Origin of the sequence: Indolivaga capnocytophagoides (genome assembly GCF_036511535.1) — a bacterium.
Classification (GTDB): domain Bacteria; phylum Bacteroidota; class Bacteroidia; order Bacteroidales; family Dysgonomonadaceae; genus Dysgonomonas_A; species Dysgonomonas_A capnocytophagoides.
Genome location: NZ_AP028867.1, coordinates 4715153 through 4737659, shown reverse-complemented (window position 1 = coordinate 4737659; position 22507 = coordinate 4715153). Strand labels below are relative to the sequence as shown.

The window sequence follows — 22507 nt, the reverse complement described above, 5'->3', positions numbered from 1 at the left end:
CTCCGATAAATCGGGTGTCAGCTTGTCGAATATGCGAATTGTTATCTTTTCAATAACATTGTTATCTTAAGACACAAATCGAAGAATACCATCTTCGCATTTACGTTTTGCTCAATATGCCTTTCGGCCAAAGCCAGTTCGTCTGTAAAATCAATGATATTACGCTCATTGATAAAAGGAGCGAAACGAACACCGAAATTAGCTTCATCTTGTTTCAGATAGACCATTTCGGGTTGATGGAGATTACTTACAAAATACTCTCTGATCATCCGCTGGCAATATACTAAAAAATTCTTTTGTCTTTCTCTCCCAACCGATGCAATTTCGTTTGCTATCGATTTTATATCCTTAATACTACGGGCATAAGACGAACGCATCATTGTAACAAACAGATTGAAAAAAAACTTATGTTCTTCGTTCAAGCTGATCGTTTCTATTGCTTTCAGATAGCTTCCATTAGCGATATGCGCAACAGATAACGCATCTTCGGGCTGAATATTATATTCAGATTGTAAAGCCTTAGTTATATCTTCTTTGGCTACATTATGAATATTTACACGCTGGCAACGCGACTGAATAGTGGTAATTATCTGATCGGGACTATTAGAAACCAATAGAAAAACCGTATTGTCGTAAGGTTCTTCTATTATCTTCAACAGTTTATTCGCACAAGCTTCATTCATTCTTTCGGGCAACCAGATAATCATTACCCTGTACTTAGCCTCATATATTTTAAGGCTTAGTTTTCTGATAATCTCTTCGCTCTCCCTTGTATAGATCATCCCCTGTGCATTTTCTGCTCCCAGATAAGCTAACCATTGGCTTATATTGAAATAGGTATGACTGGCTACGAATGTACGGAAATCAGCTATATAATCGTCGCAAATTTCTTTTTTGTCTTTCTTTATTACTGGAAAAACAAAATGTAAATCGGGGTGAGCCAGATGCCTGTATTTTAAGCATGAGGCACACTTACCACATGGTTCATTTTCCTGAGGATCGAGACAATTGAGATATTGGGCGTATGCTATAGCCAAAGAAAACTTCCCTACTCCCTCCGGTCCGCATAAAAGCCTCGCATGGGGCACAATCCCTTTCTTCACCGAATTTATCAGTTGCTCTTTTATTTCTTGCTGCCCTACTATATCTCTGAAAAACACGTTATGTTATCCTTATTTTTTTTGTTTATTACTTAATCACAGTTAAATGATCACTATCAACTATTTACTGTTAACTGATCATTATTAACTGACTAGTACACTTCTTTTGCTATACGGCGTACACTTTCGGTTGCCATCAGCGAATAAAAATGAATACTGGGTACTCCTGCCTCAATCAATTCTTTCGCTTGTTGTATCCCCCATTCAACACCTATTTCTTTTGCTGCGGCATCGTCTTTACAAGCTCTAAGCTCAGAAGCAAGTTCTTCGGGTATATCCGAACGGAATATACGCGGCAATACTGTCAGCTGATTTTTCAGACAGATAGGCTTAATTCCGGGAATAATCGGAATGGTTATACCTTCGGCTCTACATCTATCAACAAATGAGAAGTATTTTTTGTTGTCGAAAAACATCTGCGTTACAACATATTCTGCACCCAAATCTTGTTTCATTTTCAAATAATGAAGGTCTGATTCGAAATTAGGAGCCTCCTCGTGTTTTTCGGGATAGCAAGCCATTCCATAAGAAAAAGGTGTATCGAATTTATCGAAAGTCGACTCATCGACAGATATTCCCTGATTAAATTCATTGACCTGTTTTTGCAAATCAGTTGCATGAGCATTGAAGTTTCCGACCATTTGCTCAGCATCTAATTTATTTGCATCACCTCTCAACAATAGGAGGTTATGTATTCCCAAAAAATTCAAATCAATCAATGCATATTCGGTTTCTTCTTTCGAAAATCCTTTACAGATCATGTGAGGAATAGCAATCACCTTATACTTATTTTGTATGGCAGCGGCTATAGCAACTGTTCCCGGACGTTTACGCACATTCACCTTACGAACCGATCCATCGGCCATATTCTTATAAATATTCTCACTGTGATGTGTCGTTATATTTATATACTTAGGATCAAACTCTATCAGCTTATCTATTATATTGTATACCTTCTCTATGCTGTTTCCTTTCAATGGAGGAAGGATCTCGAAAGAGAAAGCCGTCTTTCCTTTATTCTGAGTAATTAAATCTGTAACTTTCATTATAGTATATATCGATTTTATCCGTTAATATGCCAACCATCTATCATTTGAAGATTGCCTTGAAAAGGTCGTTTCCATTTGCATAAATCAATAGTGCAAATAAGAATACCATCCCTGCAATCTGAGCATATTCCATAAATTTTTCATTCGGCTTACGACGAGTAATCATTTCATATAGAAGGAACATTACATGCCCTCCATCTAATGCAGGAATCGGTAATATATTCATTACCGCCAGAATAACAGACAAAAATGCTGTCATAAACCAGAACGCCTGCCAATCCCATGTCGCTGGGAAAAAGCTTCCGATAGCTCCGAAACCACCCAAATTAGAAACTCCTTCTTTGGTAAATACGAATCTCAGCTGAGCAACATATCCGCTCAATGTTTCTTTAGCGAGTTTCAATCCGGCGGGAAACGATTCAAAAAAGCCTATATTGTCATGTTGTGACTTAAAGTATTTATTAAAAGGACCTGAGTAAAAACCTAAAGTCCCTGTGCTATCGACATGAGCTGTAGCAGTATGTAAAGAATCGTCACGATAAAAGCTGATCGTAACATCTGTATTTTTTCTTTCAGTCAGTAATTTGCGTAAAGAAGAGAAAGACTCTACATGCTTGTCTCCTACCCCAACAATACTGTCCCGAGATACCAATCCCATTTTCAAAGCCTCGGACTCAGGCGTTACACTATCCACCACTGCTGGTAAAAGAACTTCGTAAGCCATTTTTTTAGAAGCAATTACCTTATCAGCAAAATCAGCAGGTAATTTTATTGTCTGAAGATGTCCTTCGCGCTCCACAACAACCTGTTCGGCTTTTACAAAGCTCATCAGAGTATTCATGTCAAGAGTTTTATCCATATGATAACGGAGGTCTTTACCATCGGCACTAACCAGTTTATCTCCATTGCGGAAACCTGCGCTTTGAGCAACTTCACTAAACTCCATCCCAGTAGAAATATCTTTCATCGGAATATAAGAATTCCCCCAGGTGAACAGAATCATCGCATAAATAAAAATAGCCAGCAGAATATTAAACAACACACCGCCAATCATAACCAAAAGCCTTTGCCAGCTTGGTTTTGAACGGAATTCCCAATCCTGGGCAGGCTGTTGCATCTGCTCCTTATCCATCGACTCGTCTATCATCCCTGATATCTTAACATATCCGCCCAATGGCAACCAACCGATACCATACTCGGTATCGCTTTTTTTAGGTTTAAATTTGAATAACGAAAATCCTATATCAAAAAACAAATAAAACTTTTCTACTCTTATTTTAAAAACTCGAGCAAATAAGTAATGCCCAAATTCATGAACAATCACTAATATTGATAAACTTAAAATCAGCTGTAACGCCTTAATGAAAAATGTCTCCATTTATTATTATTTTCTTATATAAGGTCGTAGACCTATTTTATTTACTTACCAAGCATAACAACGACAGAATATTAGGTTTCTGAATACATCATTAAGTACTTGTTGTTATTAAAAAAATTCTTTTCTATTAATAATTAATATCTGCTTATATCTCACATCCTCAGGATCATATTTTCGATAAATAAGGAATACCAACTAAAGAAAATCATCAATCCCTGATAATACAGATACGATATCGCGGTACAAAAAACAGCAACCAATGCTATAGCTGTTATAAGTTTCTGTATATCTATCGGCTGTTTGTTTTCTTCAGTAGCAGGAACAACTGTCGTTTTACAGAGAATATCTCCAAGACGCTGCCCCGAATTAGCCATATACAAGATAAATTCTACAGGCCAGATAACCAGAAATAAGTTCCGTACAACCATCCGAAGATAAGACACCTGTCCTCCATCCAAACGTATCAACTGATACTTATGAAGCCGTTTACCAATACTCCTCCCCCCGAAAAAGTCTTTGCAAAGGAAATAAGTATAACCAACACCACAAGCAATGGAAAGTGGCAGCAGCATGACAGACAAACCGCTGAACATTTGCCTCATCAACATTAAAGACTCTTCTTCCGACATATGAGCTGTACTTCCCATATATGAGTTCATATCAAACTCATTCTGAAACATCTTCATCGCAATGGCATTTGCTATAATAGAAATACACATCATCGGCAGATAATCTACAAATGCAGACACAAGTCTGGAAGACTTCGAAACCTGTATCATTTGTTCCTGAATACAATTCTTTTGTTCATTCATAGTTTTAGCGGCTTATCAAATTAAAGATAATGCTATGTCTCTGGCTTCGTCATTAGAAGCAACATAGTCTTCGTATGCAGGTTTATTGATAAATGTTGTCTTTTGCATAGTTTTCTCGATAATATCACTCATTTCAAGAAAACCCACTTTATCTTTCAAGAAGGCATCTACCACGATTTCATTCGCCGCATTAACAATACAAGGCATATTGCCTCCAACATTTGCCGCTTCGAATGCAAATGCAAGATTACGGAAACGCGTCATATCGGCTGGTTCGAAAGTCATTGTTGCCAGTTTAAAGATATCCAGCCTTTCGAAATTCGATTTTAAGCGGTTAGGATAGGCAAATGCATATTGTATCGGCAATCTCATATCGGGCATACCCAGCTGGGCGATAATAGAAGAATCTTCGAATTGTACCATCGAGTGAATAATGGATTGAGGATGAACTACCACTTCTACCTGAGCAGGAGTCACCCCGAACAGCCATTTCGCTTCTATCATCTCAAAGCCTTTATTCATCATAGTAGCCGAATCGATTGTGATTTTAGCTCCCATATCCCAATTGGGATGTTTTAAGGCCTGAGCTTTTGTCACTCTCTGTAATTGTTCTGGCGAATATGTACGGAAAGGGCCTCCCGATGCCGTCAGCAATATCTTCTCGATGGGACTATTCTCACCGTTCAAACACTGGAATATGGCAGAATGCTCGGAATCGACCGGCAATATAGGCACACGGTATTCCATAGCCAAAGAAGTGATGAGCTCTCCGGCTACAACCAATGTCTCTTTATTGGCCAAGGCAATTGTTTTTTTCGCTTTAATGGCACTGATAGTAGGAGCCAGCCCCGAATAACCCACCATAGCGGTAAGTACGATATCGATAGATTCGTCTTGCACTACTTGCGAAATAGAGTCTGCCCCCCCCCATACTTTTATAGGCAGATCAGACAAAGCCTCTTTCAAGGCTATATATTTATCATCATTGGCAATAACAACAATTTCGGGTTGAAACTCCCGAGCCTGCCTGATCAAGAGATCCAGACTGTTATTTGCTGTTATGGCATATACTTCAAACTTATCAGGATGTTCACGGACAACATCGAGAGCCTGAGTTCCGATTGATCCTGTTGATCCTAATATTGCGAGTTTTCGTTTCATTGTACTTTTAGAATGATATATATAGTTCGGGATTAACCGGACTACCTTTGTACCACAACTCAAACTGCAAAACATGTTTACGGTCTGTCGCTGCGGTTATATTTTCTTTGTTTCCTTTATCCTTTTTGTTTTTATTGCTCTCCACATCTCCGCTTTCACGGCTTACTATGGCAATAGCCTCTCCTGTACGGACTTTATCCCCTGTTTTTTTCAATAACATTGAAACCCCTTTATATACGGATATAAAGCCATTCTTGTGCTGCAACTGAAGGATATATCCTGCATCGGGGTCATAGCCTGCGAATACAACAACCCCTTCGAGCGTAGCAACTATATTATCACTGGCTGCGGCTATTTGCAAACCGTACCGGTGCAAGGACGCATTGAAATGACTTGTTACAACACCTCTCACCGGACGAAAGAAAGTAACTCCCTCGGTTGGAGCCTGATCGCTGGTCGAAATAGACGACAGGTTATATTTTTCAGTCTCTTCATAGTCCTGCCTGTATTTTTTTTCCCGGCTTGTACTTTTCAGAGATTTATCATCTTCGGCAATGCGTACAGTATCTACTTTATTCTTCGATTCGGGTTGTACTTTACCGGCAAATATATCTTTTATATTCTGTAAATAAGCCTCCTGATAATGTTGTTGCTGCTCGAGAGAATCTACCTGCATTGCGGTTTTAATAGCCTGTTCCCTGATTTCGGAATCAAGATATCCCGGTAAATAATTTCTCAATGGAGTAGATATAATAATAACAGAAGACACAACCATCAATATGAACAAAGATGTCAGATATAACATAATACCATTAAACATCGAAACCCGAAGCTTCCAAACTTCCTCCAATGTATTCTCATTCAGAATAGACAGGCGGTATTTGAAATGCATCCGTTTCCAGAAGCTATGTCGGTTTTTATCTTTTCTCTTTGCCATTCAATATTTTAAGCGATAATACTCTGCTTTTTTATTATCTTATTCCCGTTTGTTACAAAAACACATACAACAAATGAGATTTATTCAGAATTGCAAATTTAATAAAAGAAATAAAGTTAACGAATTTGATATTCACTATATTCTTTAAAGAAACATAATTTGAGGGTAATAAGATCGGGCTCTCTAAAATAAATTGGACAAAAACCTTTCTTTAATTATTTTTTAGTTATTTTTGCAGCCTGCTTTTTTGGGTGCTTGCATCGGATAAAGTAGTTATAATTAATATATCTTATTTATTATAAATTAAGTATGAGTCTTTTAAGCGAGAAACTATATCGGTATGATGCAGCACGCAATGCTCGCGCCGCAGGTATCTATCCTTATTTCAGAGAAATCCAAAGTGATCAGGATACAGAAGTTGTTATAAACGGAAAAAAAGTCCTGATGTTTGGGTCCAATGCCTACTTAGGATTAACCAACCATCCGAAAGTAAAAGAAGCTTCCATAGAAGCTATCAAGAAATATGGGACAGGAATGGCCGGTTCTCGTTTTCTCAATGGAACTTTAGACATACATGTCGAGCTGGAAAGAAAACTGGCCGCATTTGTCGGAAAAGAAGATGCTTTGGTATATTCTACCGGATTTAATGTTAATCAGGGTGTTGTAGGTTGTGTTACCGGACGCGAAGATTATATTATCTGGGACGAATTGGATCACGCTTCTATTATTGAAGGAAACAGAGCGTCATTATCGAATAAACTGAAATTCCGTCACAATGATATGGAGTCGTTAGAAAAACAACTTCAAAAATGTGAGCCGGATAAGGTGAAACTGATCGTGGTAGATGGAGTATTCAGTATGGAAGGTGATGTTATCAACCTACCAGAAATAGTAAAACTATCTGAAAAATACAATGCCAATATCATGATTGACGAAGCTCATGGACTTGGCGTTTTTGGTAAAAACTTCAACGGAAAAGGAGTTCATGATTATTTTGGATTAACTGACAAAATGGATATGATCATGGGGACATTCAGTAAATCCCTTGCATCTATCGGTGGTTTTATCGCTGCCGAAGAAGCGATTATAGACTATCTTCGTCACAATTCACGTCCTTATATATTCAGTGCAAGTATCACACCCGGAGCAACAGCCGCAGCCAATGCTGCACTTGATATCCTGATATCAGAGCCTGAACGTGTAGCGCACCTTTGGGAAATAACCAACTATGCATTAGATGGATTCCGCTCTTTAGGTTGTGAAATCGGTCACACATCAAGCCCGATCATACCTCTGTTTATCAGAGATAACGAAAAAACATTTATTATCACACGTACTCTTTTCGAAGAAGGCATATTTGTTAATCCGGTTGTATCTCCAGCTGTTGCGCCTAAAGATACACTGATCAGATTTTCATTGATGGCTACACATACAAAAGAGCAAGTAGATATTGCATTGGATAAGATCGGACGGATTTTCCGCAAAATGGGGGTCCTTACTGAGAATGTAGAAAAAGCATAAAACAGGTATTTAATGACACATCCAGAATCTTAACTTTCTGTAAAGGTTATTACTTGCTTAAGCTATAAATAGGTCTAAGACCTTAAGTTAGCCCCTATTTTCTGAAAAGAAATAGGGGTTATTTATTTTTATTCAATATCTTTAAATATGATTAGAATAGTTATTGTCTGCCTGCTTGCTTTATTAGCCGAAAATATGTCTGCTCAGTTTTCGGTACCGTCCGGAAATACTGTATTTGATTATACTTCCAATTTATCGGGAACCGACATCAAACATATATATGTTTTTAATAAACTGACAGGAGCGACACTTACTTATTCGACCAACAGCTCCAATGTTGTAGCTTTCTATAAATATACGGGCAGCCTTTCAGATAAACAACCTATACCTACATCAGATATAACATGGACTAACAGCAATAACCAAACTATCTACACGATTAAAAACCTCGAAGACGGAAAAGGATACATTGCGGAAACCAATGGAAACACGACTGAAATAGTTGGTATAATTGACTACAGCCTACATATACCACAGCTTAACAGTATAGAAGTGTCGGAGGGAGAAGACAAATGCAGTTCGATAAAACTTCAGATAAATAAAAACGACAACCTGTACTTCAATACACCTGCCGGAAAAATACTGCAAATAACCCGACTGTACGATTTGGAATACGAAACACTGGATGCTTCAACGAAAGAATTCACCCCGATAACTAACAAAACCGAATCGATAGCGATCGGATCGGATTTACCGGTAGATGCACCTCTGACAGATACTAAATTCACGATATCGGGCGATCAGTTTGCTAAACATTTTGGACAGGCCATCAAGTTGGAAAGCAACACATACACAGCTATTGCAGTCAAAGGATATATAGAAACGGAACAAACATCGGTAAATACCGATAATGAAGTATCCGACGAGTTGGGCGGATCAGCTCCTGCAGAAATTAAATTCTATGGATATGCAAACGAACCTGCGACATTATATTATACATGGTTCATATACAATCTAAAAAATCCAAATGACTTAGTAGCCAGATATACAGACAAAAATATATCTTATACATTTCGGGAATCGGGCGAATACAAGATCATACTGGAAGTAGCCAATCGGTCATCATCATGCCCTGATACTACCAGCGTCAATTTCAGCATAGATGAATCGAAACTCGAAATACCCAATTATTTCTCACCGGGACAAAATGGAGAAACAATCAAGGAGTTCAGAGTATATTATAAGTCGCTGGTCAAGTTTAAATGTTCAATTTTCAATCGTTGGGGAAATAAAATATACGAATGGACAGACCCATCTAAAGGATGGGATGGTAAATACAAAGGCAGCTATGTTTCTACCGGGGTTTACTTTTACGTTATCACAGCCGAAGGTTCGGATGGAAAAAAGTATAAGAAAGGCGGAGATATAAATGTTCTTCGAAGTAAGTGAGGTCTCAGACCTTTTTGTAAGCTTGCGACAGCCCTGTGGGTCAGCTAATCTTGCAGATTAAAATCAGACTTACTTAATCTCTTTCATCGTCACAAAACAAAAACGGCATATAATAAACACAATATAGGCGAATATCAGATATCTCACACAATCAATATGATGCAGATAAACCAAAGCATAAGTAGCAGTGAGTATCGCTGCGGTAATCAATGTAGCTGATTTCAATATAGACAATACATTTGTCTTTTTACCCCATACTGTCGGTTTAAATACGGAGTTGATCGGCACAACAAAAGCATTAACCAATAAAATAGAGTATGACATGTATTCGTGTCTGATATCATTAAGCAGACACAGTATAGCAACTAAACCGATCATCGCACCATAAAACAGTTTACCACCTTTCGTAGAAGCGCTTGAAGGCATATCGGTAGCCATAAAAATCGTACCCAACAAAAGACCTCCGACTGAAAAGCGTATATTTTCGGATGCAAATACTTGCAACAATACAAAAAAGGTAACTAACAGCGCAAAAGGTATATGCCATGAAATACGTCTGCGAATCAATAAATATACACCTCCCACAATCAGGAGAATAACAGAATATTCGCCGATTGCTCCGGAAGATTTGAAGAATAAGGAATTCAGATAAGTGATTAGGCCGCTATCTCCAAATGCATTGAAAATATTCAGATCTTTAAAATTTACATAATCCTTATTATACCAGATACTGCCCGAAGTCATAACCGCAGGAAAAAATACAGTCATAAATTCACGTCCGACCAATGCCGGATTAAAAATATTACGACCTAACCCACCCCAAAGGATTTTTCCGAAGATAACAGCCATAGCCGCCCCGAAAGCAACAATATACCAAGGGGTAAAAGGAGCCAATGTAAATGTAAGCAGAATAGCTGTCACGATAGCTGAACCGTCTTTTAAGGTATCTTTTTTCTTCAAAAAGAACGAAGCGAAGAGTAGTTCTGCAACAACAGCACTGATTACCGCAATAAACATCACCAGAAAAGGTGCTTCGCCATAGGCAAAATAAGATATAACTGCACATGGAACTAAAGCCAGCAGTACATCAGACATTACTTCCCAAACACTATCTCTAGCTCTTACAAACGGGGTATATATGGGTTCGGATCTATTGATTGTTTTTATTGACATTTTCTTAAATGATAGAAATTTTAATGATCATTTTTCAGTTATGCAGGATGCTGAGTACTTATCAATTTCTGTTTACCCAACTTTATGCTCTCAATCAACGGCACATCACTCGGACAAATATATTCGCATGCAGCACATTCGATACATTGACTGAGGCTGTATTTTTCGAGTTGAGAGTATCTACCTTTACGGTAATTCTCTTCGAACTTCATAGGCATCAGGTGCATCGGGCAAACATCCACACAATAACCGCAAGAAATACAGTTGTTTCTTTTGATTCTCTTCTTTTTGAATAACAATACGCCCGACGAACCTTTAGTTATCGGAGCGGAAATATCCACAACGTTCTTGCCCATCATAGGCCCCCCCCAGAACGAGAATATCCTCATCGGGAATGCCGGGTAAACCCTGAGACTGCAAAATATGAGAAATAGGAGTTCCGATAAGTACTTCCAAATTACCTATCCGCTTCGACTCTTCACCCGAAATAGTTATAATTCTTTCGACCAAAGGTTTTTGCTCGACTACAGATTTATAAACTGAATAAACGGTGCCTGCATTACTTACAATAATTCCGTTATCACGAGGTAGTACACCTCTGGGTAATTCCTTGCCTGTAACCGATTTTATCAGTTGCAATTCTCCTCCCTGAGGATACTCATTCGGTAATATCTTTACCCTTATCTGTTTGTATTCGGCACTGTTCAGCAGAGGTGTAAACACCGATAGCAGGTCTTTATTCTGCTCTTCTATCGATAATACAATATCGGATGCTTTGAGCACCTTATTGATAATCAATATTCCTTTGAAGAGTTCAGTAGCACGCTCCTTCATCAGGATATAATCCGAAGTAAGATAAGGTTCACATTCAGTTCCGTTGATTATAAAAGTATCTATCTTATGCCCTTGCAGCACATACTTGACATGAGTCGGAAACTGAGCTCCTCCCTCTCCTACTATACCGGCTTCTTTGATTTTTTCCACAATCTGATCTTCGGTCAGATTACTGGAATCTACAACGGGAATATCTATCTGATCATTCATAAAATCATTCTCCAGAACAATCATATCAACAACAGTTCCATCTGCCAAAGGATGCTTTTTGATTGACTTAATTACACCCGAAACGGGCGCATGTACATTGGCAGACATAATCCCCGAAGCCTGAGCTAAAAGTTGATATTTTCTCACTCTGTCTCCTACGCTGACAATTGGTTCGGAAGGTTTTCCGATATGTTGTGACAATGAAAGATACAAAACCGGAGCATCATCGATAGTCTCTATTGCTCTCTTTTTGGTTTGTCTCTTCATCGAAAAAATATGCATCATAACGTTTACTGCCTTATATTTTCACGGAAATTTTCCGTAAAAGTTATATTATTATCGTGATCTACAAGGAAACCTGATACTTCATATTTTTCTTGTAAAAGATCCATTTTTTCTTTAAATCCCTGAGGTGATTGATTAAACAATCCGGTAGAAATAATATCGCCGACAAAACAGCTTTCGGATATTATGCCAACCTGTTTATTTGCAGAAGGAAATCCCGACACGGGACTTAATATATGCCCATACTGCAGACCCTCAATTTCCACAAAGATTTTATTTTGCGCGGATGTTGAATAAGCAGCATTCGATAACCTCAGCTTAAACAAATCTTCTTCCCCTATCGTATTTTTCACGTCGATATTCCATTCGGGATGCACTTTGTTATTGATAGCCCTGATGGTACTTCCTCCGGCATTGATAATAGCATCTGTGATGCCTGCGTTTTTTATTTTTTGTGCCAGTTTATCAACCGCATAAGATTTCATAAACGATCCGGTTATGATTTCCTGTCCTTTAGCAATCTTAACCTGTGAATCACGGATTTCTATTTTACGGTAATCAACCAAATGCTTTGCTTCTTCAATCTGCTCTTTAGAAGGTACAACCCGTTCTTCATCTTTATAAAATCCCCATAGCCGAATCAAAGGCATTACGGTAATATCATACTCTCCATCGAATAAGCGGGACAAATAAAGTATCTCATTCAGAATATGAATAGTTTCGGAATCAACATCTACAAATTCTCCGGCATGCTTGTTGATTGAGTCGAAAAAAGAGCCTTCGCTGTAAGAATTGTAATTCTTATCGACCTTTTCCAAGACGGCAAAAAACTCATCAAACAACCCTTCATCACAAAAAACGGGTATCTTTATTTTGATGTGAGCATGAAAAAGTTTGCGTACCTGAGCTTTATATACAAGCATTATTCCGTTGCGGTTGCTGATTCCGAGTTATCAGATTCAATCGTTGTTTTAGGAGCTTCTTTAACTTCTTCTTTCTTTACCTCTTTCGCTTTTTCCACCTTTTCTTTCGGCTGAACTTTTGATTTCGGATCTTCTTTCTGAGCCTTTGGCTTCTCAGCCTCAGGTTTGACCTTTTCCGATAATAGCTTTTCGTCTGCAACCGGTACTGCAACAGAGTCTTCGTCTATAATGACCGGTTCAGCTTTCGAAATATCATTATCGTCTGCTGATTTTTCCTGCACATCGGGTTTATCTTCTTCCCCGAAGATTGTATTTATTGCCGCTTTATTTCCAAAAACGACAAGCACAATACCAAACAAGAATAAAATTATTTTTTTTAGAGTTGTCATATTCCTTTCTGTGGATTAAGGTCTCAGACCTTTTTATTATTGAACTATCAGTACACAAATTTACAAGTAAACATATTTCCAAATATAAATTTATCTATTTAATCAACAATCTGCATATTATTTTAACATAAACAAATCAAAAAAGGTCTTATTTAATATAAAATAAGACCTTTTGGATATTATACCCATCTATATATCTAAAATATCATTCTTCCGGAGCCAGATTATGGAATACATTCTGTACATCCTCATCATCTTCGAATTTATCAAGAAGTTTGTTAAGAAGAACTCGTTGTTCTTCGGTCACTTCTTTCAGTTCGTGTGGAATACGTTCAAATTCGGCACTATGAATTTCGAATCCGTTCTCTTCTAGATATTTTTGAATATCAGAATAAGATTTAAATTCACCGTAAAGAACAACTTCATTTTCTTCTTCATCGAAGTCTATTTCATCCACACCACAGTCGATCACTTCCAGTTCGAGATCATCCAGCGATACTCCTTCTTTTGCTGCTACCTTAAACACACATTTATGATCGAAAAGAAATTCGAGGCTGCCCGAAGTTCCCAGTGATCCATTGTGCTTATTAAAGTAACTGCGGACATTTGCCACAGTACGGGTAGGATTATCGGTAGCGGTTTCGACAACGATAGCTATACCGTAAGGACCGTATCCTTCATATACAACTTCTTTATAATCTGATTCGTCTTTTGATATTGCTTTTTTAATGGCACGCTCAACGTTTTCTTTGGGCATGTTTTCTTTCTTAGCCTGTTGCTCTAAGACACGCAAACGAGGATTCGTATCCGGATCAGGGCCACCTTCTTTTACTGCAATTGTTATTTGTTTTCCTAATTTAGTAAACACACGGGCCATATTACCCCAACGTTTCATTTTCGTTGCTTTACGGTATTCGAACGCTCTTCCCATAATCTATTTATGTATATTTATTTGAAATTTTTCTTTAGATACAAAAGTATAAAAAAACACAAATACATAAAACTATTCTGATAAGCAAACACTCGAAATAGAAAATGATTAACAGGCAAGAAATGTTTCGCCCCGAGAAACAATCGCTTATACCCTCCCCCAAGGACAATCGGAGCATTTTATCTATAAGGAAAAACACTCTACAATTATGGCAAAATATACAGAACAACTAGGAAAGAAAATAGCAGACGCAATAGAACAGGATGAATATACTTTAGGTGAAATCTGTGCGATGCACAACATCAGCCGTAAAACATTTTATCAGTGGGCACGGAATCATTCCGATTTCAAGGAAATGATAGATGATGCCCGTGCAGGTCGTGACGAAAGGCTCGCTCAAAAAGCCCGAAAAATTCTTAAACAAAGATTAGAGCATGGCTATACCGTAACTACCACCCGTTATAAATATGCAGTAGATGAGTACGGTGAAATATATCTGACCGGAAAAACGGTAACCATGAAAGAATATTCAGCAGACGAAAAAACGTTGAAAATGGCGATGGCTAAAGAGGGTGAAGTAGAAGAAAAAGTAGAAAATATGCCGCAATCGTGGGAAATTATAGTACAAAACCAAGAGGCAGCCGAGCAGATTGAATTACTACGGTTCCCCGGTACCGCAGAAGAAAAAAGAGAAAGGTGCCGACAAATCGAGAAGAAGTATGCCGCCGCCGATACGGACTCCGACAGTAATGCTTATGATCCGTCATTGGGATAGGTGATAATGTTCCAATGTGATAATAAGACAATTTGAAAACAAAGTGACAATAAAAAATGTGCAAATTTGGAGTAACTTTTGTTACCTTTTTATATATAAGAATGATAATAGAAAATTGCAGACCTTAAAACAGAAAGAAAGACTCATCAGTAATAGTGATTTTTTACCTGTAATATCACAACTATATGCGATTGCAAATTCTACTATATTAGAATTAATTTGCATGATTTTTCATTAAGGTATCAAATCTGTTTATTGACTCCCCAGTCATATCAACTGCAGGAGGTTATCACTTTGTTTAATACATTATTAAATACTTACTATACTTATTACAAAAGATGAAATCATTTTTACTCACAGGATTATTCTTTTTACTGATAGCTGCAAATTCTATCGCAGGAAATATAAAAGGAATCATAAGAAATAATGCAGGTCACAACCTCGAATATGTGACAATAAGAATTGATGGAACGAATCAGGGAACCACCACCAACAGTAGTGGCGCCTTTACTCTCCGAAATGTAAAACCCAGACAATATACGCTGATTGCCAGCCTTATTAATTACGAATCAAAAAACATTTCGCTGACCGTAGATGACGAAACAATCGATCTTGGTCTAATCACACTGGAATCATCCAGCCAGTCTCTTAGCGAAGTAGTCGTATCGGCTTCCGCTAACAGCTATGTTACTAAATATCCGGCTAACAGCATTCGATTGGATGAACCATTGGTTGAAGTTCCTCAGAATATACAGGTAGTGAGCAGTTCAATCATAGCAAGCCAACAGATACTTAGTATGAGTGACGGGATAGTGCGCAATGTGAGCGGGGCAACCCGCCAGGAACACTGGGGCGACCTATATACACGTATCAATGTGAGAGGTGGACGTGCAGCTGCTTTTCGCGAGGGGATGAATATTACATCCACTTGGGGACCTCTGACTGAAGATTTAAGCTTTGTTGAATCGGTTGAATTTGTAAAAGGTCCTGCCGGATTTATGATGTCGAACGGAGACCCTACGGGAATATACAATGTTGTAACCAAAAAGCCTTCGGGACAAACCAAGGGACAAGCATCTCTTACTTTCGGAAGTTACGACTTGTACAGAGCCAGTGTAGACTTGGACGGAAAGCTAGATCAAAAAGGGAAATTGCTTTACCGTTTGAACCTGATGGGACAAATGAAGAACTCATTCCGTAAGAACGAATACAACAACCGATATAGCATTGCTCCGGTTATTACTTATGTTGTAGATGACAATACACGGCTTACTGCACAATATACATTACAACATGTAGAAATGTCTAATGTAGGATCTTATTACAGTTTCTCTACAAAAGGATATGAATCTCTTGCACGTAATTTCACTCCTCTGGCTTCAGGGATGGAACCAACTAAAATAGACGACCACACCTTTATCGTTAATCTGCAACACAATTTCGACCCGAACTGGAAACTTACAGCACAAGGTGCTTACTTCAGCTACAACCAGAAAGGTAGTTCTATGTGGATCGACTCCATTAATGATGCAGGATATGTTCGACGTACCGCTTCTATATGGGATGCTGTCAATCAAATGAAGTTCGGACAGGTCTTTGTAAATGGTAAATTCAATACCGGAATAGTAAGACACCGTATTCTTGCAGGACTTGATACGGGTAATAAAGAATATTGGGCTGACTGGTCTCAATCAGTACCTTTGGATACAATAGGCTCATTCAACATATACAATCCGAATAATGGAAAACCTGTATTAGGTTATCCGGAATTCGACCGCAGCAAAAGCATAAAAGAGCGTTCGGGAGGTCCTCAAATTACAGAAACTTACACTAGTGCATATGTTCAGGATGAACTGGGATTTCTGGATGAAAAGCTGAGACTGACCCTTGCCGGAAGATACACATATGTAAAGAGTAATTCGTACGGTACTATTATAAGTAAGAGACAATTCACTCCCCGTGTAGGACTAAGCTATTCGTTTGACGAAAATTCATCGGTATATGCACTATACGACAAAACTTTCGTTCCCCAGAACGGTGTCCGCAGAGATGGTAAGGGAATCAAACCTATTACCGGAAACAATATGGAAGTAGGAGCCAAAAAACTATGGTTTGGTGGAAAACTAAATACAACATTATCTGTATACCGGATCATCAAAAACAACCTATTGGCATCAGACCCGAATAATGCAGCCGGCGAACCTTACGTTGTTGAAGTAGGTCAAACACGTGACCAAGGTATCGAATTTGATGTACAAGGAGAAATCTTTCAGGGATTGAACATTGTAGCAAACTATGCTTACAATGAATCGGAAGTGACCAAAAGTTCTTCTGAATACAAAAAGGGCAGTAGTCTTCCGGGTGGAGCCAAACATACTATCAATGCCAATCTCGTATATAAATTTCAGACTCCTGTCCTTAGAGGTTTCAGTGTTCAGGCTGGATGCACTTCTATGATAGATCGTACATCATGGTGGGCTGCCAATGTGGGAGATGTACAAGAGCTGCCCGATTATTTCAGAGTAGACGCAGGTGCAGGATGGACAAATGGAAAGCTGGCGGTAAATCTCTTTATAAATAATGTATTTGATAAATATCTATACTCGGGTACTCCATATACTATCGGTAAAACAGCTGCATATTACTGGCAGACAGAATCTCCGGTCAATTACAAATTCAATATTACGTATAATTTCTGAAAATTTTAAGAAACTAGAAAATGGCAAAACTCTCATTCCGGCGAATAAGTTATTACCTCCATCTTTGGCTTGGGCTTATTTCGGGTATCATCGTATTTATTGTTGCTATAACCGGTTGCATCTATGCTTTTCAGGAAGAAATACGGGGAGTATTTCAGCCCGGACTGTATGTGGAAGAACAAAGCAAGCCGTTCTTATCCCCCGACCAGCTTAGAGATAAAGCTAAAACCTATGTATACGTAAGTCCGGCAGATAGCAGCAATGCTATTTACGGGGTTACATACGGAAAAAAGGACAAAGCCGCCATGGTCGCTTACAACCATTATGAAAACGGATATACCATACTTCTGCTGAACCCTTATGATGGTGCCTATATTACTCAACAAGCCTTGAATGATGATTTTTTCAGAATCGTTCTTGCCGGACACCGCAGCTTATGGCTACCCTATCCGATAGGACATCAGATTGTGGGATGGGGTATTCTGGTATTCGTTATCGTTACTATAACAGGTATCGTATTATGGATTCCTAAAAGATGGAGTAAGAAAGCTTTGAAGCCCAGATTGACTATAAAGCGAAAGAGTGACTCGTTTCGTTTTGTATATGATCTGCACAATGTACTCGGTTTTTATGCCGCACTTGTAGCCTTGGCTATTGCTCTTACAGGACTGACATGGAGTTTCGAATGGTTCTCCAAATCATATTACGCCGTAATATCTGGGGGAAAAGAGTTCAACGAATGGAAAGCTGCAGAATCAGATACTACCCTGATTGCCACAGACTCCAATCAAAGTGAAAGACTCTGGCAGAAAATGGCAGCGGAATATCCAATCGGAAAAGAAGGATCATTTATGTTTGATTTTCCTGCAAAAAAAGCGGATGCTTTCAGAGTATGCTTCAATCCGGCGGATAATAACGAGACATACTACAAACGCCATTTCAGATTCTTTGATCAGACATCGTTAAAAGAACTCGAGGGTGGAGGATTGTATGGCATCAAATACGAAGATTCGGATGCAGGTGACAAATTCTACCGTATGACTTACGATATTCATGTGGGAGCCATAGCCGGATTACCAGGCAGAATCATCGTGTTTTTCACGAGTCTTATTGTTGCAAGTCTACCCATAACAGGACTTATCCTTTGGTTGAAGAAAAAGAAGAAGAAAAAATGATAATTTAGGAAATAAGAACGGTAACACATAAAATATTACCGTTCTTTATTTTATTACAGTCCGCTAAAGCTGACATTCTCAAACAGTAAAGAAGGTATTTGTCGTGATGAATTATTTGATAGCGGATCATTTCCTACCTCAACCAGATTAGACCACAGATCGAGAATATTACCTGTAATATTCATTTCACTGAGCGGTTTGGACAGGCTCCCGTTTTCGATAAGGAAACCTTCTACTCCGAAAGAGAAATCACCGGTTGTAGAATTTGTATTTCCACCATTAAAGCCGGTAACCCAAATACCGTTATTCATTATTCTCATCAGCTGATTCCAGTCATGTGCTCCATGATCCAATGTCAATACAGAAGGAGATGCAACAGTCGGTTTCATGTTTAGCTTACCGCTGTTGTAAGTATCAATAAAGTAGGTACTCAAAACGCCTTTATCGATCAGGGTCTGATCAAAAGTAGCGATACCTTCACCATCATACCAGCGAGAACCGAATGTGCATGGCATGTGTGGATTGTCTTTTAATATCAGTTTATCTGAAGTAATCTTCGTACCCAGCTTGTTTAACAAAAAGGAGTTCTTCTGCTGAAGTGCACTTCCGTACATAGCTGAAACGAGCGGAGATAATACCCTCGATGAGATTGTATTATCGAGCAGCATATTATAGCGTCCTGATTTGATCTTCGTTTGTCCGATCTTTTGCAAAGCTCGTTGCATGGCTTTTCGGGCAATACCCGATTTCTCCAGATCCTGCCAAAACAGCTTGCTGTCATACCAATATGATTCGGGACGGGCATCTCCATCCGTTTTCAATGCAACTTCGGCGGTCAGACTGAAAACAGAATCCTGTATTTCTCCTTCAAAACCATTGCTAGCGATCATATATTCTGCTCCGCATCCATCGTCATAACTGCCGACTACCGATACAATCCGAGGATCAGTTCCTATTATCTCCTCAACGGTAGACTGAGCCAATGCCAATTTTTGCTCAACAGTATAATCAAAGAAAGAGTTGTCGAACAATCTCAGATCATCCGAACTCTTTCTCTTGTAATACCTCGCAACATCAGGTAACTGACGAAATGTATCGGCAGCAAGAAACCGGGTAGATGCAACAGCCTCTTGTATGAAACCATTCAACTCGTCTTTATCCAAACGGTTAGTTGAAAATGTTCCATATCTGCCATCGACATACAATTCCAGATACAGCTTATTTTCGGAACTCTGGTGCAGTTTATCCAATTGAGTATTCCTATATTCAAACGAACTGTTTGTTGATACAGTTACCGATACCCGAGCTGCCGAGCAACCGTTTTTCAGAGCTGTATCCATTGCCCATTGGGCTATATCTTTATTGTTATCTGATATTAATTTCATTATATCGTAAGAATTTTCGCTGTGGAGTGTTTTATAAATAGGTCTGAGACCTTATTTCTGAAAAATATGGATCGAATCCAATACCAATTTTACCAAAAATAGAGCAGTCATTACATATACCGTAACAGTAATATCTTTGAAACGTCCTGTGAATATTTTCAACAGACAATAGCTTATAATACCGAACACTATACCCTGAGCAATACTATACGTAAATGGCATAAATATGAGAGTAATAAATGCAGGTATCGCTTCGGTCATATCATTAAAATTGATCTTTGCTACTGCGGTAAACATAAACAAACCTACGATTATCAACGCAGGGGCTGTTGCTGAAGCAGGAATCATCGAAAACATAGGAGCTAAAAACAAAGCCAATACAAACATACCGGCAGTACTTACAGATGTTAGTCCGGTTCTACCTCCGGCAGCTACACCCGAGGCACTTTCGACATATGATGTTATTGTACTAGTACCTAACATAGCTCCAAAGGTAGTACCTAATGCATCAGCAAATAAAGCTTTTTTTATCTGAGGAAAATTTCCATCTTCATCTGTAAATCCGGCTTTAGATACCACTCCGATAAGAGTTCCTACCGTGTCGAACAAGTTTACAAATAAGAAGGTAAAGACCACAATAACCATATCGAAGGTGAACACATCAGCCCAATCGAATTTCATAAATATAGGAGCGATAGAAGGAGGCAGACTTACCCAACTACCCTCAGGCAGATGTACTTCACCCAAAATCACACCAAAACCTGCCGAAGCAAGGATACCTATAAGTATAGCGCCATTTACGTTGAGAGCAAGAAGAACTCCTGTAACCAAAAGCCCTAACAATGCAATCCAAACATGTTCCGTAGAAAAATCGCCAATAGCCAGAAGTGTGGCATCATTACCAACTACTATACCCGCACTTTTCAGGCCGATGAGTGTTATGAATAGTCCGATACCGACGGGTATAGCTTCTTTCAAAACTCGTGGCAAACTTTTTACTATTAGCTCGCGTACATTAAAGAAAGTAAGTAATATAAATATAATACCCTCTATAAATACCGCAGTTAGAGCAAACTCCCATTTATACCCCATTGTAAGTACCACGGTAAAAGCAAAGAAAGTATTCAATCCCATACCCGGAGCTTGTGCCACAGGCAGGTTGGTAAAAAATGCCATAAATAAGGTTGCCAAAATAGTAGCCAATGCTGTGGCAGTAAATAAAGCACCTTTATCCATCCCTGTTGTACTTAATATATTGGGATTCACAATAAGGATATATGACATTGTAAGAAATGTAATAATACCCGCCACGATTTCCTTACGGACTGTAGTATTATTCTCTTTTAGTTTAAATATTTTCTCAAACATGATGGTTATTTAGTAACAGTAAGTTTTTAGAAATAAACAAATTATCAAAATTATACATCCTTAGAATGTCCATTTTCCGGCAATGGTAGGACATATATACAATTTATTATCATAGTTTGAATAGAAATTATTAGAGATCTCTATCTCACTACCGAAGGCAAGATGCTTGTCTACATTGTACCAAAACTGAGGTTCGGTCAACAAGATCACTTTCTTTTTACCTCCGCTCTTATCACGGTTTTTGTTTTCTGTCCAGACATCTATAAATCCGGTCACAGTCAATTTATCATTGCAGAAGTTAGCATTCCAGATACCTGTCCATTGGACATCGTTGCTCACTTTATTAAAAGCATTGTATTTATAAGCCAGATAAGTTTCAATATTGATCTTACCGAATGAATGCACAAAAGAAGCTCCTGCCAGATAAGCGTTCGGGATGGAGAATCCGGAGTTATTTCCTCCTCGGGCTGTTCCTCCATTATATTCGAGGTGAGGCATAATAGGTGAGTTTCCTATTTTAAAGTTTCTGTAGATTTCCATATAAGCAAGTCCGATATTTCCACGGCTTTGATTAAAGTCCAGATCAATAAAAGCAAAAGTAGAACCCCATTTGTCGGGTTTAAACATCTGAAAGGTTGCGGTAAAATAATTGCGGGGAGCAACATCGCTGTGCAAAGCATGGCGGGGATCGAAGTGCAGCTGAATTTCCTGAGCATACATTCCTACCGTAGAAAGCAGGACAAAGAAAGACAAAATGTTTTTTTTCACGGCTTTATTAAATAATAATTAATTATATAAATATACTTAAGGTCTCAGACCTATTTATTTTGATAAGTAAAACAACAAAAAACTGTTATAAACTAAGTGTATATCATGAAATACTACCTTTAGCT

The 22507-nt window shown here is 38.5% G+C and carries 20 protein-coding genes; 5 read left to right on the top strand and 15 right to left on the bottom strand.

The annotated features are described in order from the left end of the window. Positions 1-41: 41 nt before the first annotated feature. From holB to AABJ51_RS19120, 6 genes are all read right to left on the bottom strand, one after another. Complete coding sequence (gene holB, locus AABJ51_RS19145) at positions 42-1160, bottom strand: DNA polymerase III subunit delta' (protein WP_338373848.1); 1119 nt, start codon at positions 1158-1160, stop codon at positions 42-44. A gap of 92 nt (positions 1161-1252) precedes the next feature. After that, a complete protein-coding gene (locus AABJ51_RS19140) occupies positions 1253-2206 on the bottom strand; it encodes a methylenetetrahydrofolate reductase (RefSeq protein WP_026626304.1) in 954 nt (317 codons plus the stop codon). Between the two features lie 43 nt (positions 2207-2249). Then, positions 2250-3587 (bottom strand): RIP metalloprotease RseP, encoded by a 1338-nt coding sequence (rseP, locus tag AABJ51_RS19135; protein WP_338373847.1) that lies wholly within the window; start codon positions 3585-3587, stop codon positions 2250-2252. A gap of 152 nt (positions 3588-3739) precedes the next feature. Then, positions 3740-4399: an RDD family protein gene (locus tag AABJ51_RS19130; RefSeq protein ID WP_338373846.1), complete on the bottom strand. Its 660-nt coding sequence runs from the start codon at positions 4397-4399 to the stop codon at positions 3740-3742. A 15-nt stretch (positions 4400-4414) separates the two neighbouring features. After that, complete coding sequence (locus AABJ51_RS19125; RefSeq protein WP_338373845.1) at positions 4415-5560, bottom strand: 1-deoxy-D-xylulose-5-phosphate reductoisomerase; 1146 nt, start codon at positions 5558-5560, stop codon at positions 4415-4417. A gap of 7 nt (positions 5561-5567) precedes the next feature. Next, the gene (locus AABJ51_RS19120) at positions 5568-6497 is read right to left on the bottom strand and encodes a murein hydrolase activator EnvC family protein (RefSeq protein ID WP_338373844.1); all 930 of its coding nucleotides are present in this window, start codon (positions 6495-6497) and stop codon (positions 5568-5570) included. Positions 6498-6806: 309 nt separating this feature from the next. Between AABJ51_RS19120 and spt the strand changes: the two genes are divergently transcribed. Further along, a complete protein-coding gene (gene spt, locus AABJ51_RS19115; RefSeq protein WP_338373843.1) occupies positions 6807-8018 on the top strand; it encodes a serine palmitoyltransferase in 1212 nt (403 codons plus the stop codon). 147 nt (positions 8019-8165) lie between these two features. After that, positions 8166-9467 (top strand): T9SS type B sorting domain-containing protein, encoded by a 1302-nt coding sequence (locus tag AABJ51_RS19110; protein WP_338373842.1) that lies wholly within the window; start codon positions 8166-8168, stop codon positions 9465-9467. A gap of 69 nt (positions 9468-9536) precedes the next feature. Here the strand turns inward: AABJ51_RS19110 and AABJ51_RS19105 are convergent, their stop codons facing one another. The 6 genes from AABJ51_RS19105 to AABJ51_RS19080 all read right to left on the bottom strand — a co-directional run bounded on the left by AABJ51_RS19105 (position 9537) and on the right by AABJ51_RS19080 (position 14212). Next, positions 9537-10640 (bottom strand): RnfABCDGE type electron transport complex subunit D, encoded by a 1104-nt coding sequence (locus tag AABJ51_RS19105; RefSeq protein WP_338373841.1) that lies wholly within the window; start codon positions 10638-10640, stop codon positions 9537-9539. Between the two features lie 38 nt (positions 10641-10678). Further along, a complete protein-coding gene (locus AABJ51_RS19100) occupies positions 10679-10999 on the bottom strand; it encodes a 4Fe-4S dicluster domain-containing protein (protein WP_338373840.1) in 321 nt (106 codons plus the stop codon). Beyond that, positions 10956-11969 carry an RnfC family protein gene (locus AABJ51_RS19095; RefSeq protein ID WP_338373839.1) on the bottom strand — a complete coding sequence of 338 codons (1014 nt, stop codon included), beginning with the start codon at positions 11967-11969 and terminating at the stop codon, positions 10956-10958. The genes AABJ51_RS19100 and AABJ51_RS19095 overlap by 44 nt, the downstream gene beginning before the upstream one ends. 5 nt (positions 11970-11974) lie before the next feature. Next, positions 11975-12892, bottom strand: coding sequence for an FAD:protein FMN transferase (locus tag AABJ51_RS19090; RefSeq protein ID WP_338373838.1), 918 nt, complete (start codon positions 12890-12892; stop codon positions 11975-11977). Continuing rightward, the gene (locus AABJ51_RS19085; protein ID WP_338373837.1) at positions 12892-13281 is read right to left on the bottom strand and encodes a hypothetical protein; all 390 of its coding nucleotides are present in this window, start codon (positions 13279-13281) and stop codon (positions 12892-12894) included. The genes AABJ51_RS19090 and AABJ51_RS19085 overlap by 1 nt, the downstream gene beginning before the upstream one ends. A gap of 205 nt (positions 13282-13486) precedes the next feature. Further along, positions 13487-14212: a YebC/PmpR family DNA-binding transcriptional regulator gene (locus tag AABJ51_RS19080; protein WP_134435904.1), complete on the bottom strand. Its 726-nt coding sequence runs from the start codon at positions 14210-14212 to the stop codon at positions 13487-13489. A 208-nt stretch (positions 14213-14420) separates the two neighbouring features. On the opposite strand from AABJ51_RS19080, the gene AABJ51_RS19075 reads away from it, so the two are divergent. The 3 genes from AABJ51_RS19075 to AABJ51_RS19065 all read left to right on the top strand — a co-directional run bounded on the left by AABJ51_RS19075 (position 14421) and on the right by AABJ51_RS19065 (position 18861). Continuing rightward, a complete protein-coding gene (locus AABJ51_RS19075) occupies positions 14421-14987 on the top strand; it encodes a terminase small subunit-like protein (protein WP_338373836.1) in 567 nt (188 codons plus the stop codon). Positions 14988-15325: 338 nt separating this feature from the next. Next, complete coding sequence (locus tag AABJ51_RS19070; RefSeq protein ID WP_321577316.1) at positions 15326-17686, top strand: TonB-dependent siderophore receptor; 2361 nt, start codon at positions 15326-15328, stop codon at positions 17684-17686. Between the two features lie 20 nt (positions 17687-17706). Beyond that, positions 17707-18861: a PepSY-associated TM helix domain-containing protein gene (locus AABJ51_RS19065; RefSeq protein ID WP_338373835.1), complete on the top strand. Its 1155-nt coding sequence runs from the start codon at positions 17707-17709 to the stop codon at positions 18859-18861. A gap of 53 nt (positions 18862-18914) precedes the next feature. On the opposite strand, the gene AABJ51_RS19060 is transcribed toward AABJ51_RS19065, so the two are convergent. From AABJ51_RS19060 to AABJ51_RS19050, 3 genes are read right to left on the bottom strand one after another with little or no spacing between them, the layout of a single operon-like run. Next, positions 18915-20246, bottom strand: coding sequence for a TldD/PmbA family protein (locus AABJ51_RS19060; protein ID WP_338373834.1), 1332 nt, complete (start codon positions 20244-20246; stop codon positions 18915-18917). A 51-nt stretch (positions 20247-20297) separates the two neighbouring features. Beyond that, positions 20298-21614, bottom strand: coding sequence for an NCS2 family permease (locus AABJ51_RS19055; protein ID WP_026626319.1), 1317 nt, complete (start codon positions 21612-21614; stop codon positions 20298-20300). A 60-nt stretch (positions 21615-21674) separates the two neighbouring features. Beyond that, a complete protein-coding gene (locus tag AABJ51_RS19050) occupies positions 21675-22382 on the bottom strand; it encodes a DUF5020 family protein (protein WP_338373833.1) in 708 nt (235 codons plus the stop codon). Between the last annotated feature and the right edge of the window lie 125 nt (positions 22383-22507).

Coding starts and splice junctions, on each gene's coding strand:
- AABJ51_RS19085 (WP_338373837.1), bottom strand. CDS start 13,281: ATGACAACTCTAAAAAAAATAATTTTATTCTTGTTTGGTATTGTGCTT.
- AABJ51_RS19080 (WP_134435904.1), bottom strand. CDS start 14,212: ATGGGAAGAGCGTTCGAATACCGTAAAGCAACGAAAATGAAACGTTGG.
- AABJ51_RS19130 (WP_338373846.1), bottom strand. CDS start 4,399: ATGAATGAACAAAAGAATTGTATTCAGGAACAAATGATACAGGTTTCG.
- AABJ51_RS19090 (WP_338373838.1), bottom strand. CDS start 12,892: ATGCTTGTATATAAAGCTCAGGTACGCAAACTTTTTCATGCTCACATC.
- AABJ51_RS19095 (WP_338373839.1), bottom strand. CDS start 11,969: ATGATGCATATTTTTTCGATGAAGAGACAAACCAAAAAGAGAGCAATA.
- AABJ51_RS19075 (WP_338373836.1), top strand. CDS start 14,421: ATGGCAAAATATACAGAACAACTAGGAAAGAAAATAGCAGACGCAATA.
- spt (WP_338373843.1), top strand. CDS start 6,807: ATGAGTCTTTTAAGCGAGAAACTATATCGGTATGATGCAGCACGCAAT.
- AABJ51_RS19070 (WP_321577316.1), top strand. CDS start 15,326: ATGAAATCATTTTTACTCACAGGATTATTCTTTTTACTGATAGCTGCA.
- AABJ51_RS19055 (WP_026626319.1), bottom strand. CDS start 21,614: ATGTTTGAGAAAATATTTAAACTAAAAGAGAATAATACTACAGTCCGT.
- AABJ51_RS19110 (WP_338373842.1), top strand. CDS start 8,166: ATGATTAGAATAGTTATTGTCTGCCTGCTTGCTTTATTAGCCGAAAAT.
- AABJ51_RS19100 (WP_338373840.1), bottom strand. CDS start 10,999: ATGATGGGCAAGAACGTTGTGGATATTTCCGCTCCGATAACTAAAGGT.
- AABJ51_RS19060 (WP_338373834.1), bottom strand. CDS start 20,246: ATGAAATTAATATCAGATAACAATAAAGATATAGCCCAATGGGCAATG.
- rseP (WP_338373847.1), bottom strand. CDS start 3,587: ATGGAGACATTTTTCATTAAGGCGTTACAGCTGATTTTAAGTTTATCA.
- AABJ51_RS19140 (WP_026626304.1), bottom strand. CDS start 2,206: ATGAAAGTTACAGATTTAATTACTCAGAATAAAGGAAAGACGGCTTTC.
- AABJ51_RS19120 (WP_338373844.1), bottom strand. CDS start 6,497: ATGGCAAAGAGAAAAGATAAAAACCGACATAGCTTCTGGAAACGGATG.
- AABJ51_RS19105 (WP_338373841.1), bottom strand. CDS start 10,640: ATGTCAATAAAAACAATCAATAGATCCGAACCCATATATACCCCGTTT.
- AABJ51_RS19125 (WP_338373845.1), bottom strand. CDS start 5,560: ATGAAACGAAAACTCGCAATATTAGGATCAACAGGATCAATCGGAACT.
- AABJ51_RS19065 (WP_338373835.1), top strand. CDS start 17,707: ATGGCAAAACTCTCATTCCGGCGAATAAGTTATTACCTCCATCTTTGG.